This is a genomic window from Streptococcus sp. Marseille-Q5112 (genome assembly GCF_916700555.1).
GTDB lineage: Bacteria > Bacillota > Bacilli > Lactobacillales > Streptococcaceae > Streptococcus > Streptococcus symci.
In genome coordinates this window covers 107,673-120,762 of record NZ_CAKAKP010000005.1, presented here as the reverse complement: position 1 = coordinate 120,762, position 13,090 = coordinate 107,673, and the positions used below count along the sequence as shown (strand labels likewise).

12 protein-coding genes are annotated in these 13,090 nt (G+C 40.4%); 6 read left to right on the top strand and 6 right to left on the bottom strand.

The features are described 5' to 3' along the window. Positions 1-106: 106 nt before the first annotated feature. Positions 107-1,894, bottom strand: coding sequence for an NACHT domain-containing protein (locus LG372_RS05185; RefSeq protein WP_225742282.1), 1,788 nt, complete (start codon positions 1,892-1,894; stop codon positions 107-109). A gap of 181 nt (positions 1,895-2,075) precedes the next feature. Between LG372_RS05185 and LG372_RS05180 the strand changes: the two genes are divergently transcribed. From LG372_RS05180 to pepC, 5 genes are all read left to right on the top strand, one after another. Next, on the top strand, positions 2,076-2,228 hold the full coding sequence (locus LG372_RS05180; protein WP_000776626.1) for a hypothetical protein: 153 nt from the start codon (positions 2,076-2,078) through the stop codon (positions 2,226-2,228). Positions 2,229-2,249: 21 nt separating this feature from the next. Continuing rightward, on the top strand, positions 2,250-3,491 hold the full coding sequence (locus tag LG372_RS05175; RefSeq protein WP_094753057.1) for an aminopeptidase: 1,242 nt from the start codon (positions 2,250-2,252) through the stop codon (positions 3,489-3,491). Positions 3,492-3,500: 9 nt separating this feature from the next. Further along, positions 3,501-3,731, top strand: coding sequence for a GlsB/YeaQ/YmgE family stress response membrane protein (locus LG372_RS05170; protein ID WP_094753056.1), 231 nt, complete (start codon positions 3,501-3,503; stop codon positions 3,729-3,731). A gap of 313 nt (positions 3,732-4,044) precedes the next feature. Next, on the top strand, positions 4,045-4,767 hold the full coding sequence (locus LG372_RS05165; RefSeq protein ID WP_225742281.1) for a pseudouridine synthase: 723 nt from the start codon (positions 4,045-4,047) through the stop codon (positions 4,765-4,767). Between the two features lie 111 nt (positions 4,768-4,878). Beyond that, positions 4,879-6,213, top strand: coding sequence for an aminopeptidase C (gene pepC / locus LG372_RS05160; protein WP_125430961.1), 1,335 nt, complete (start codon positions 4,879-4,881; stop codon positions 6,211-6,213). Positions 6,214-6,373: 160 nt separating this feature from the next. Here the strand turns inward: pepC and LG372_RS05155 are convergent, their stop codons facing one another. The 5 genes from LG372_RS05155 to LG372_RS05135 all read right to left on the bottom strand — a co-directional run bounded on the left by LG372_RS05155 (position 6,374) and on the right by LG372_RS05135 (position 11,477). Continuing rightward, positions 6,374-7,285, bottom strand: coding sequence for a PTS system mannose/fructose/sorbose family transporter subunit IID (locus LG372_RS05155; protein ID WP_042749980.1), 912 nt, complete (start codon positions 7,283-7,285; stop codon positions 6,374-6,376). Between the two features lie 14 nt (positions 7,286-7,299). Continuing rightward, positions 7,300-8,112, bottom strand: coding sequence for a PTS mannose/fructose/sorbose transporter subunit IIC (locus LG372_RS05150; protein WP_001280328.1), 813 nt, complete (start codon positions 8,110-8,112; stop codon positions 7,300-7,302). Positions 8,113-8,186: 74 nt separating this feature from the next. Then, positions 8,187-9,176 carry a PTS sugar transporter subunit IIB gene (locus tag LG372_RS05145; RefSeq protein ID WP_225742280.1) on the bottom strand — a complete coding sequence of 330 codons (990 nt, stop codon included), beginning with the start codon at positions 9,174-9,176 and terminating at the stop codon, positions 8,187-8,189. A gap of 244 nt (positions 9,177-9,420) precedes the next feature. Beyond that, the gene (adhP, locus tag LG372_RS05140) at positions 9,421-10,440 is read right to left on the bottom strand and encodes an alcohol dehydrogenase AdhP (RefSeq protein ID WP_020900859.1); all 1,020 of its coding nucleotides are present in this window, start codon (positions 10,438-10,440) and stop codon (positions 9,421-9,423) included. A gap of 224 nt (positions 10,441-10,664) precedes the next feature. Then, positions 10,665-11,477, bottom strand: coding sequence for a Cof-type HAD-IIB family hydrolase (locus tag LG372_RS05135; protein WP_225742279.1), 813 nt, complete (start codon positions 11,475-11,477; stop codon positions 10,665-10,667). Positions 11,478-11,666: 189 nt separating this feature from the next. Here LG372_RS05135 and LG372_RS05130 point away from each other — a divergent pair, with 189 nt between their 5' ends. Then, complete coding sequence (locus tag LG372_RS05130; protein ID WP_094753051.1) at positions 11,667-13,085, top strand: NCS2 family permease; 1,419 nt, start codon at positions 11,667-11,669, stop codon at positions 13,083-13,085. Positions 13,086-13,090: the final 5 nt, after the last annotated feature.

The following is a 13,090-nucleotide window of genomic DNA, read 5'->3' as shown; positions in this document are numbered from 1 at the left end:
TAGATTATCACCAATTTTACAATGTTTGATAATTAAAAAAATAACAGGACATTGGACAATCCTGTTATTTTTTAATTGTGAACATAAATATACAACGGCTAGATTACTAATCCTCTAAGACTATATCCTCTTCTTTTAGGTCTTCTATCAGCTTCTGCTTATAATGAGTCAGAGAGAGTGTATGTTGACCGACCCAAGATTTTTTAAATAAGTCCAATAATTCTTTGTTTTTAATGAGGTCTTCTGGTCCTATAACCTTTTCTATTAAATGATTATCTTCGCAGAATGATATTAGGGGATTATTATCTATTGTACGGTAGGATGTATAATTAATAGTATTGTCGAAAAAATAATAAATAAAACTCTGAAGTTTACCTGTTGGTTCGTAGAATCCTAATCTAAGAGATGAGTCTCTAGGGCTAGGAGAAATTTCAATTTTTACGGGAAAATTGAGAATGTAATATTCAAATAAGTCTTCTTCATCAGATTTAGATTCTTCAAATTTATCTAATAATGGAATCAATATGTTGCTATTGAAGCGTAGGGTATTCATATCCTCTAACATAAAAAATACTGAATCTGCACTAGTGCTAAATTTTCCTGATTCTATTAGAAGAAAGCTGTAGTCCTGCATTTTGCTATCCGTTTGTATATTTAGAAAATAAGCAACAAAATATTCTTGAAAAGAACGATGGGAAAACTTGTATCTGTTTCCTTCCTTGTATAGTACACATAGGCAGTTTTCTAAATCGTGGATAAAATTGCCTATATTGAGAACGTTTTTAATTCGAGGAGGAAATTTTTTAAAAATGTCTTCAATCTCTGGGAAGGTAAACTCTGTTTTTGCTTTTTGATATGTTAGAAAACAGAAGATTGCAAAACACTCTTTAAAAGTATCTGAACTTAAATTTGATAACATTTTTCGTCGATAACTTTTCGTAGCATCGTGCTTTGAGAACATGGTATCAAAGGCTTGATAGTAGAATAGGTGTAATTTTTGCGGGATTTCTGCATAGTCATTATAAGTGGAGAGCATAATATTTAGCAACAGAGGGTTTGAAGCAAAGGACTTATGTCTATTATATAAACCACTCTCTAAATCACGTATAAATTTATCTTTTAGTTCCTCATCTGGATATTCAATTTTAGTAATAAGACTTATAGCTTGTTCCTTAGTAAAAGGAACAGCTTTTAAAACTGTGAAACGTTGAAATTCAATGAATTCGGATTCGCTATAAGGTCTGGAAGAAAGGATATAATGGTTTTCAGGATATTTGTCACAAAAATCATTTAACTTCTTGAAAAATTCTTTTTGGTTTTCGCTATACAATTCATCATAGCCATCCAATAGGAATAAAAAGCATCCAGATTGAAGTGCATAATCTAAATATTCTTCTTGAAATGTATTGTGAAATTGATTTAGTTTTTTTAACAGTAATTTTTCAAGGTCTAAATGCTCCTCGTCGTTGAAATCTTTTAATTCAATAAAAATAGGAATATAGTCTTTTAATTCTAATTCACTTAGAAAAAGGTGTTTCATGAGGGTGGATTTACCAATTCCACCAGAACCTTCAATGATTAAAAATTTTGAGAGATTAGTTAGTATTTTTGTTGTAGTGGGCTTGATGATGTCTGAGCCTTTTTCTAAAAAAGGAACTTCAAAAAAATCATACAGTCTTTTGGGCTCGATTCCGTAGATAATCGTTTTGACTTTACTGTATTTTTCATAAGAATTTGTCAAATACGCTTGGAATGGAATTTCTAGATCAATTTTTACCTCATTGTAGAGCGTTTTAAATTTGTCAGTTGTTTTGGAAATAATAGGTGAAAGGTATTTATCCAGAATAGCACTAGTAACTTGTTTTGCAATTTCATTATTAAAATTTTCGTCCATTATCTTTTTGCTCCTGTGGATTTTTTAGTGTATATCTATAGAATATCACCTCGCCTTTTTTATGTCAATATAGCTATATATTTCGTTTTTAATTCTTGGATAGGTAGTTAAAAACAAGCTTCAGTAAGCTTGTTTTTTAAAATACCAATATATGTGATATACTAGTAAGGGAGGATATTTCATGAAACTAAGAATTTTTGCGGAAGATAAGCCGGCTGAGAAGGTATTTGAATATCAATTAGAACTTGCTGATCAGACAATTCTTCTATCAACAGCACTCTTGTCAGGTGCTATTGCACTAGCAGGATTATTCTCTGCTTTGAAAGAAAAATAAAAATAGAAAAGAGAAAATTACATGGTTTTACCAAATTTTAAAGAAAATCTAGAAAAATATGCGAAATTATTGGTTGCAAACGGAATCAATGTGCAACCTGGTCATACCTTGGCTCTCTCTATCGATGTGGAGCAACGTGAGTTAGCTCACCTAATCGTCAAAGAAGCCTATGCCTTGGGTGCGCATGAGGTTATCGTTCAGTGGACAGATGATGTCATTAACCGTGAGAAATTCCTCCATGCGCCGATGGAGCGTTTGGACAATGTGCCAGAATACAAGATTGCTGAGATGAACTATCTTTTAGAGAACAAAGCTAGCCGTCTTGGGGTTCGTTCATCTGATCCAGGTGCCTTGAACGGAGTGGATGCTGACAAGCTTTCAGCTTCTGCTAAAGCTATGGGACTTGCCATGAAGCCAATGCGTATCGCAACTCAATCTAACAAGGTTAGCTGGACTGTAGCAGCCGCTGCTGGACTTGAGTGGGCTAAGAAAGTCTTTCCAAATGCTGCGAGCGACGAAGAAGCAGTCGATCTCCTTTGGGACCAAATTTTCAAAACTTGCCGCGTTTATGAAGAAGATCCTGTTAAGGCTTGGGAAGAGCATGCAGCTATCTTGAAGAGCAAGGCTGATATGCTTAATAAAGAGCAATTTTCAGCTCTTCACTACACAGCGCCAGGGACAGATTTGACACTTGGTTTGCCAAAGAACCACGTTTGGGAATCAGCTGGTGCTATCAATGCGCAGGGAGAAGGATTCTTGCCAAATATGCCGACAGAAGAGGTCTTCACAGCGCCAGACTTCCGTCGTGCAGATGGTTATGTCACTTCTACAAAACCGCTTAGCTATAATGGAAATATCATCGAAGGCATTAAAGTAACCTTTAAAGATGGCCAAATCGTAGATATTACTGCTGAGAAGGGTGATCAGGTTATGAAGGATCTTGTCTTTAAAAATGCGGGTGCGCGTGCCTTGGGTGAATGTGCCTTGGTACCAGATCCAAGCCCAATTTCTCAGTCAGGCATTACCTTCTTCAACACCCTTTTTGATGAGAATGCTTCAAACCACTTGGCTATCGGTGCAGCCTATGCGACTAGCGTCGTTGGTGGAGCAGAGATGAGCGAAGAAGAGCTTGAAGCTGCGGGACTTAACCGTTCAGATGTTCACGTGGACTTTATGATTGGTTCTAATCAGATGGATATCGATGGTATCCGTGAGGATGGAACACGAGTACCTCTCTTCCGCAACGGAGATTGGGCAAATTAAGGAGCCAAGATGATAGGAAGTATGTTTGTTGGTCTCCTAGTGGGACTCTTAGCAGGTACTTTGACCAATCGTGGAGAACGTATGGGATGCTTTGGGAAAATGTTTCTCGGTTGGATTGGTGCCTTTCTGGGGCACTTGCTCTTTGGAACGTGGGGGCCAGTTTTATCAGGAACAGCAATTATCCCAGCGATTTTAGGTGCCATGATTGTCTTAGCGATTTTCTGGAGACGAGGAAGTTAATTTCTTAAATCTGATACTCAATGAAAATCAAAGAGTAAACTAGGAAACTAGCCGCAGGCTGCTCAAAGCACTGCTTTGCGGTTGTAGATAGAACTGACGAAGTCAGCTCAAAACACTGTTTTGAGGTTGCAGATAGAACTGACGAAGTCAGCTCAAAACACTGTTTTGAGGTTGCAGATAGAACTGACGAAGTCAGTAACATATATACGGCAAGGCGACGTTGACGCGGTTTGAAGAGATTTTTGAAGAGTATGAAACGAAAAGGAGGTTGGTCATTGTACCAGCCTCCTTTTGAGTATGATATAATAGTTCTATGAGATTAGATAAATTTTTAGTGGCCTGCGCTGTGGGGAGTCGGAGTGAGGTCAAAAACTTGCTCAAGGCTGGGCGCGTGACGGTAAATGGTAAAAAAGAAAAGTCGGCTAAATTGCAGATTGATGAAGAAAGAGATGAGATTCGCTTTGATGGGCAAGTGTTGGAGTATGAAGAGTTTGTCTACTACATGATGAACAAGCCCCAAGGGGTTATTTCAGCGACTGAGGATCCTAAGCACAGAACCGTTCTAGACTTGTTGGATGACTTGGCTCGGAGCAAGGAAGTGTTCCCAGTCGGGCGCTTGGATATTGACACGCATGGTCTTTTGCTCTTGACCAATGATGGCCAGCTTGCCCATGCTCTTCTTTCGCCCAAGCGTCATGTGGACAAGACTTATCAGGCACAAGTCAAGGGAATTATGACCCAAGGAGATGTGGAGACATTTGCTGAGGGTATTCCTCTCAAAGACTTTACTTGTCAGCCTGCTAGACTGGAGCTTGTGTCTGTAGATACAAAAAAGAATCAAAGCCAAATCCGTGTGACCATTGCAGAAGGGAAGTTCCATCAGGTCAAGCGTATGGTGGGCTACTGTGGCAAGGAAGTAGTAGACTTGCAACGTTTGACTATGGGAACTTTAGTTTTAGATGAGAACTTGCAGCGAGGAGAATGGCGTCGCTTGACCAAGGAGGAATTAGAAGTTCTCCGTGCTAGTATTGCTTAAATTGGTTTATATTAGAAAAAGGTGAGGGACAATGTCCTTGCCTTTTATGTTTTTCAGTTGCTTACTTTGTGAAAAGCGTTATAATAGACTGTAGAATAAAAGGAGGAATCTATGAACGCGATTCAAGAATCATTTACTGATAAATTATTTGCCAATTATGAAGCAAACGTAAAATACCAAGCGATTGAAAATGCTGCTAGCCACAACGGGATTTTTGCAGCCCTAGAACGTCGTCAGAGCCATGTAGACAATACGCCTGTTTTCTCATTGGATTTGACCAAGGATAAGGTAACCAACCAGAAGGCTTCTGGTCGTTGCTGGATGTTTGCGGCTCTCAATACCTTCCGCCACAAACTCATTTCACAATATAAATTGGAAAATTTTGAGTTGTCACAGGCCCACACCTTCTTCTGGGACAAGTATGAGAAATCAAACTGGTTCTTGGAGCAAGTCATTGCGACTGCAGACCAAGATTTGACGAGCCGTAAGGTTAAATTCCTACTTCAAACTCCACAACAAGATGGAGGTCAATGGGATATGGTCGTTTCTCTCTTTGAAAAATACGGTGTCGTGCCTAAGTCAGTTTATCCTGAATCTGTTTCATCTAGTAGCAGTCGTGAGCTAAATGCCATTCTCAACAAATTGCTTCGTCAAGATGCTCAAATTTTGCGTGACTTGCTTACTTCTGGTGCGGACCAAGCGACTGTTCAAGCTAAGAAAGAAGACCTCTTGCAAGAAATCTTTAATTTCCTTGCTATGTCACTAGGTCTTCCACCACGTAAATTTGATTTTGCTTATCGCGATAAAGATAACAACTACCAAAGTGAAAAGGGCATTACACCACAAGAGTTTTACAAGAAATATGTCAATCTTCCTCTAGAAGATTATGTTTCTGTTATCAATGCTCCAACTGCTGACAAGCCTTACGGCAAATCTTACACAGTTGAGATGTTGGGAAATGTGGTTGGTAGCCGTGCAGTTCGCTATATCAACGTGCCGATGGAGCGCTTGAAAGAATTGGCTATTGCTCAAATGCAAGCAGGTGAGACTGTTTGGTTTGGTTCTGATGTTGGTCAGCTCAGCAACCGTAAAGCTGGAATCCTTGCGACAGATGTTTATGACTTTGAATCAAGCATGGACATTAAACTCACTCAAGACAAGGCTGGACGTTTGGATTACAGCGAAAGCTTGATGACTCACGCTATGGTCTTGACAGGTGTTGATTTGGACGAAAATGGCAAGTCAACCAAGTGGAAGGTTGAAAACTCATGGGGAGACAAGGTCGGTACAGATGGTTACTTTGTTGCCTCAGATGCTTGGATGGACGAATACACTTACCAAATCGTTGTTCGCAAAGAATTGCTGACAGCCGAAGAACAAGCTGCCTATGAAGCAGAACCAATCGTACTTGCACCATGGGATCCAATGGGAGCCTTGGCAGAATAATACTCAATGAAAATCAAAGAGCAAACTAGGAAGCTAGCCGCAGGCTGTACTTGAGTACGGTAAGGCGACGCTGACGTGGTTTGAATTTGATTTTCGAAGAGTATAAAAGCATAGAAAAAAGGAATCAGGCTTAGAACCTGGTTCCTTTTGAGTTTTTTGATTACATGATACCGAAGAAACGAGCTGCGATACCTACTGCAAAGAGTGCAAGGATGATTGAGATTGGTGATACTTTTTTCTTAAGCAACCACATGCAAAGGAAAGTAAGGAGAAGTCCCATCAATCCTGGAATCAATGAATTCAACTGACCTTGAAGGGTTTGTGGTTGAATCTTATCTAGGCTCAATCCACCAAGTGCTTGTCCAAGGATACCTTTCAATTCAGCACCTGATACAGCTCCTTCTGGGAAGTTGATGTAGGCACCTTCAGCCAATTGTTTACCTGGAAGGTTAACAGTGAAGTTGATCGATACCCAACGTTGTACAAGAACAGCAAGGATGAACATACCAAGGATAGAAGCTCCTTTAGTGATGTCTTTCAAGATACCACCAGACATGTCTTTAGTGATTTCAGATCCAGCTTTGTAACCAAACTCTTGTGTGTACCATAGGAAGGCCATACGGATCGCATTCCATCCGAAGAAGAAGAGAAGTGGACCAACCAAGTTACCAGATGCAGCAAGTGATGCACCAAGAGCTCCAAGGATAGGACGAACTGTAAACCAGAATACTGGGTCACCGATACCAGCAAGAGGTCCCATCATACCGATTTTAACCCCTTGGATAGCAGCGTCGTCGATTTCAACACCGTTAGCACGTTCTTCTTCAAGTGCAAGAGTAACCCCCATGATTGGAGCAGCTACGTATGGGTGAGTGTTGAAGAACTCAAGGTGACGCTCAAGAGCAGCAGCTTGGTCTTCTTTAGTAGTGTACAATTTTTTGATAGCTGGGATCAACGAATAAGCCCAACCCAAGTTTTGCATACGCTCGTAGTTCCAAGAACCTTGAAGGAATTGTGAACGCCACCAAACTTTTTTACGATCTGATTTTGATAATTGAAGTTTTTCAGTCATGATTGTTCCCCTTTCTAGTAGTCTTCTAGGATATCACCGATTGGGTCGTTAGAAGTCGCAGCTCCGCCGCCACCGTTACCACCTTGTTTTGAAAGGTTAAGGTAGATGAAGGCAAGGGCAACACCGACTACACCAAGGGCAATCAAAGTCAATTGAGAAATGGCAGCAAAAGCAAAACCGATTGCGAAGAATGGCCATACTTCACGAGTTGCCATCATGTTGATAACCATAGCGTAACCAACGGCAACGACCATAGCACCACCGACAGCCATACCACCGTTCAACCAGTCTGGCATCAATTTAAGAGCATCTTGAACGGCAGAAGCAGGGATAGCGATAAGGAAGGCTGCAGGGATAGCGATACGAAGACCTTGAAGAAGAAGTGCGATAAAGTGAGCACGTTCAACAGCCGCAATATTTCCTTCTTTAGCAGCAGCATCTGCAGTGTGAACCAAACCAACTGAGATTGTACGAACAATCATAGTCAAGAAAAGTCCAGCTACGGCAAGAGGGATAGCTGTTGCTGTTGCAACGGCGATACCTTCAGTAGTAAAGTTACCACCTTTGATTAAGATGATTGCTGCGGCAACAGATGCAAGGGCAGCGTCAGGAGCTACGGCAGCTCCGATATTTGCCCAACCAAGGGCGATCATTTGAAGTGATCCACCAAGCATAACCCCTGCTTCGAGGTTACCAGTTGCAAGTCCGATAAGCGTACATGCGACGATTGGTTGATGGAATTGGAATTGGTCGAGGATACCTTCAAGACCTGCAAGGAAGGCAACAACTACAACCAAGACAGCAGAAATAATTGAAATATCTGACATGGTTTTATTCCTTTTCTATTTAATGATAATAAAGTGAAAAATTTTCTTAGAATTCTTCTATAGTTTAATGTCTATTATTGAACGTTGGCTTTGTTAATCAAGTCAAACAAATCTTTTTTGGTGTCATTTGGTACTTTACGTACGTCAAATTCAACACCGAGGTCACGCATTTTTTCAAATGTAGCAACGTCATCTTTGTCCATAGACAAAACGTTGTTGACCATTGTTTTACCTGTTGAGTGAGCCATTGATCCTACGTTAAGGGTCTTGATTGGCACGCCATCTTCGATGGCACGAAGGGCATCTTGAGGTGTTTCAAACAAGATAAGGGCATGTGTTTCTCCAAAGCGTGGGTCTTTTGAAACCTCGATCAATTTTTGAATTGGAACCACATTGGCTCTGACATTATTTGGAGCCGCTTGTTTAATCAATTCTTTACGAAGGTCGTCGTTGGCAACGTTGTCTGAAGCAACGATGATACGGTCTGCTTTTGAATCTGGAGTCCAAGCAGTTGCAACCTGACCGTGAAGTAAACGAGTGTCTAGACGGGCAAGGTTAATCTTGAGTTTTCCATCTCCGATAACAGTGCCTTCTGGTATAGCAGCTTGGGCTACAGGAGCAGCTGCAGCACTTGCAACTTCTTCAACTGGATTTAACTCTTCTGGAAGAGCTTTGATGCCATCTTTGGCTTCTTTGATAATATTCGCAGCGACTTTTTCCACACCTGCTGTAGCGTCCATGAGGCGCTCTGTATAGGCTTGGATTAACATCGGTAAGTTAAGTCCTGTGATGATGGCAAACTTACGCTCAGGATTTTCTCCCATCACGCGACTAGCTTGGTTAAATGGAGATCCACTCCAAAGGTCAGCCAAAACTAGAACCTCATCTTCTGCGTCAAATGCAGCAACAGCGTTATTAAACTTAGCGTATAAATCATCAGGACCTTCATTTGGCATAAAGGTTACAACTTGAACCTTTTCTTGTTCACCAAAGATCATAGATCCTGACTGATGAATACCCGCAGCAAATTCGCCGTGGCTCGCAATAATGATTCCGATACTCATTATTGTCATTCCTCCTTTTTTGTTTTAGTTTTCGTTTAAGAAAACTTTAAGACTAGATAAGTATAAACCGTTTTCATATAAAAAGCAACTATTTGATATAAAATATTCAAGAAAACATTTAAATAGTGTATTTAATGATATTGATATAATAAGGTTTCAAGAAGACATAGTAATTTTTGATATTAAAATTTAATATAAAAAAGTTGGAAGCGCATTCCAACTTTTAAAATAGGTTTTTATTAGATTAGTGGGTGAAGTCGAGTACCATACGTCCTTGGATTTGACCTTTTTCCATTTCGTCGAAAATGGCTACAGCATCTTCTACTGGACGTTTTTGAACAACTGGAACTACTAAACCTTCTGCACCGAATTGGAAGGCTTCTTCCAAGTCTTTACGAGTTCCAACAAGAGAACCGATGACTTGGATTCCATCTAGAACGGTTTTGACGATGCTGAGTTCCATCATTTCAGAAGGAAGACCAACAGCAACCACGCGACCACCAGCACGGACTGAGTCAACAGCCTGGTTGAAGGCAACTTTAGATACAGCGGTTACGACAGCTGAATGAGCTCCGCCATTTGTTTTTTCTTTAATAAGTCCTGGTACATCTTCAACTTCTAGACCGTTAATCACAATGTCAGCACCTACTTCTTTTGCAAGGGCAAGTTTGTCATTGTTGATATCAACTGCGATGACATGAGCATTGAATACTTTTTTAGCATATTGAACAGCTAAGTTACCAAGTCCACCAGCACCGTAAAGGACAACCCATTGACCTGGTTCAACTTTTGCTTCTTTTATAGCTTTATAGGTTGTTACACCAGCACATGTGATAGAAGAAGCTTGGGCTGGATCAAGTCCGTCTGGAACTTTGACAGCATAGTCTGCAGTTACGATACATTGTTCAGCCATACCACCGTCTACTGAGTAACCAGCATTTTTCACTGTACGGCAAAGAGTTTCACGACCAGTAGTACAGTATTCACAAGTACCACATCCTTCAAAGAACCAAGCGACGCTGACACGGTCACCGACTTTAAGGCTTTTAACATCTGGGGCAATTTCTTTAACGATACCAACACCTTCATGTCCTAGAACACGGCCTGGTACTTGACCAAAGTCACCATGGGCAACGTGGAGGTCAGTGTGGCAAACACCGCAGTATTCAATTTCTACAAGTGCTTCCCCAGTTTCAAGTGGACGGAGTACTTTTTCTTCAACAGCAACACCAGTGCTTTCTGGATTTACAACAACAGCTTTCATAGCTATCCTCCTTGATATTAACTGAGAGCAGGAGAAACAGGACTGGATTGATTTTGTGTCAACAGAGTCGAGTGTGACGAGCTCTCTTGTATTTATATGTGAAGTATATCACAAAAGAAAGCCTTTTCCAAGTTTTTGGAGGCAAAAAATAGAACAATCGATTAACCGGTTGATGAGACTGTGAAAAGAACACAAAGACCAGCTCGCAAGCTGGTCAGAATGGACTATAAGAATAAGTCTTGCAGGGTTTTGGCAACACCGTCTTGGTCATTGGTCAGGGCGATTTGCTCATCTGCATAGGGGAGTAGCTCAGGATTGGCATTTTTCATTGCATAACCTTTCCCAGCAAAAGCGAGCATTTCGGTATCATTGTGTTCGTCTCCAAAGGCAATCAAATCCTTTTTATCGCGGTTCATTACCTTGAGCAAGTAGTCCAAAGCAAAGGCCTTATTGACTCCTTTGGGTGTACACTCAAGGATATTGAGCGGACCTCCCCAGGTATTGATAGACAGTTGATGCTGGTAGAAGGCGTTCATTTCTTTTGCCAAGGCGTATTTGTCACTGGCTCTAGTCTGCAACAGAATGCAGTTAGGATCCTTGGTTACCAACTCAGGCTGAAATAGATTTTCAGGCTGGAAAGCTTCCACACCAAATAGTTTGGGATTGGCAATTTCTTCATTGGGATTTGTAATGTAGAATTTTTTACGATATTCTCCAGCGATAAAATCGGCTTGAATGTCCTCTGAACGTCGAACCATATCTAGCAGATATTTTTTGTCTACGGTTAAACACTTTTCAAAGTTCCAAACTTGGTCTGGTAAATGAGTGAGGGAGCCGTTGAAGTTAATCATAGGAGTGTCTAAGCCCAGTTCACGGTAAAAATCTTTTGACATACGGTAAGGGCGACCTGTCGTAATAATAACCTGATGGCCTTTTTCAGCAACTTTTTTAATGGTTTTTTTGGTAAAGTCAGAAATTTGACTGTCTGAGTTGAGCAAGGTTCCATCTAGGTCAACTGCAATAATTTTTTTTGTCATATGGACCTTTCTAGTGTCTTTTCAGATAAGATGTCTACTATTATAACAAAAAGCAGGCAGAAAAACAGATTCCAAACAAAAAATAAAATTCCATCAAATTCTTAAATAAATCAAACAAAGATATTGAAAAAGTGAATGATAAATGATATAATTCTATTATTGTTCGTAAAAATTAAAAGGAGATTGATAATGGACAAATTATTTAAACTAAAAGAGAACGGTACAGACGTTCGTACAGAGGTTCTCGCTGGTTTAACAACTTTCTTTGCAATGAGCTATATTCTCTTTGTAAACCCACAAATGCTTTCACAAACAGGGATGCCTGCTCAGGGTGTCTTCCTAGCGACGATTATTGGTGCAGTTGCGGGTACCCTGATGATGGCCTTCTATGCTAACTTACCTTATGCCCAAGCACCAGGTATGGGATTGAATGCCTTCTTTACCTTTACAGTTGTATTCGGGCTTGGTTATTCATGGCAACAAGCCCTAGCTATGGTCTTCATCTGTGGGATTATTTCATTGATTATTACCTTGACAAATGTTCGTAAAATGATCATTGAATCGATTCCAAATGCCCTTCGTTCAGCTATTTCAGCCGGTATCGGTGTCTTCCTTGCCTATGTAGGGATTAAGAATGCTGGACTTTTGAAATTTACGATTGATCCAGGTAACTATACTGTTGTAGGAGAAGGGGCTGACAAAGCTAAAGCAACGATTGCAGCGAACTCTTCAGCGGTTCCAGGATTAGTTGACTTTAATAATCCAGCTGTTTTGGTGGCTCTTGCAGGACTTGCTATCACAATCTTCTTTGTTATCAAAGGAATTAAAGGGGGAATTATCCTCTCTATCTTGACAACAACTGTTCTTGCTATCGCAGTTGGTTTGGTAGATTTGTCTAGTATCGATTTTGCTAATAACCATGTTGGTGCAGCCTTTGAAGATTTGAAGATAGTTTTTGGTGCAGCTCTTGGTTCAGAAGGTTTGGGAGCTTTGATTTCAGATACAGCTCGCTTGCCTGAAACTCTGATGGCCATTCTAGCCTTCTCATTGACAGATATTTTTGACACGATTGGTACCTTGATCGGTACAGGTGAAAAAGTTGGTATCGTAGCGACAAATGGTGAAAACCACCAATCAGCTAAGTTGGACAAGGCTCTTTACTCTGACTTGATTGGTACTTCAATTGGTGCCATCGCTGGTACTTCGAACGTAACGACTTATGTTGAGTCTGCTGCTGGTATCGGTGCAGGTGGACGTACTGGTTTGACAGCCTTGGTCGTGGCAATTTGTTTTGCGATCTCAAGCTTCTTTAGCCCACTGTTAGCTATCGTACCTTCATCTGCTACAGCTCCAATCTTGATTATTGTTGGAATTATGATGCTTGGTAGCTTGAAAAATATCCATTGGGACGATATGGCTGAAGCGGTTCCTGCTTTCTTCACATCTATCTTTATGGGATTCAGCTACTCTATCACTCAAGGGATTGCAGTTGGTTTCTTGACTTACACTTTGACTAAGCTTGTCAAAGGTCAAGCTAAAGATGTTCATGTCATGATTTGGATTTTGGATGCCTTATTTATCCTTAACTACATTAGCATGGCCTTATAATAGGA

Bases quoted from the DNA above. Each gene is read 5' to 3' on its own strand.
- LG372_RS05130 (WP_094753051.1), top strand. From the start codon at position 11,667: ATGGACAAATTATTTAAACTAAAAGAGAACGGTACAGACGTTCGTACA.
- LG372_RS05155 (WP_042749980.1), bottom strand. From the start codon at position 7,285: ATGACTGAAAAACTTCAATTATCAAAATCAGATCGTAAAAAAGTTTGG.
- LG372_RS05185 (WP_225742282.1), bottom strand. From the start codon at position 1,894: ATGGACGAAAATTTTAATAATGAAATTGCAAAACAAGTTACTAGTGCT.
- adhP (WP_020900859.1), bottom strand. From the start codon at position 10,440: ATGAAAGCTGTTGTTGTAAATCCAGAAAGCACTGGTGTTGCTGTTGAA.
- pepC (WP_125430961.1), top strand. From the start codon at position 4,879: ATGAACGCGATTCAAGAATCATTTACTGATAAATTATTTGCCAATTAT.
- LG372_RS05175 (WP_094753057.1), top strand. From the start codon at position 2,250: ATGGTTTTACCAAATTTTAAAGAAAATCTAGAAAAATATGCGAAATTA.
- LG372_RS05165 (WP_225742281.1), top strand. From the start codon at position 4,045: ATGAGATTAGATAAATTTTTAGTGGCCTGCGCTGTGGGGAGTCGGAGT.
- LG372_RS05150 (WP_001280328.1), bottom strand. From the start codon at position 8,112: ATGTCAGATATTTCAATTATTTCTGCTGTCTTGGTTGTAGTTGTTGCC.
- LG372_RS05135 (WP_225742279.1), bottom strand. From the start codon at position 11,477: ATGACAAAAAAAATTATTGCAGTTGACCTAGATGGAACCTTGCTCAAC.
- LG372_RS05145 (WP_225742280.1), bottom strand. From the start codon at position 9,176: ATGAGTATCGGAATCATTATTGCGAGCCACGGCGAATTTGCTGCGGGT.
- LG372_RS05180 (WP_000776626.1), top strand. From the start codon at position 2,076: ATGAAACTAAGAATTTTTGCGGAAGATAAGCCGGCTGAGAAGGTATTT.
- LG372_RS05170 (WP_094753056.1), top strand. From the start codon at position 3,501: ATGATAGGAAGTATGTTTGTTGGTCTCCTAGTGGGACTCTTAGCAGGT.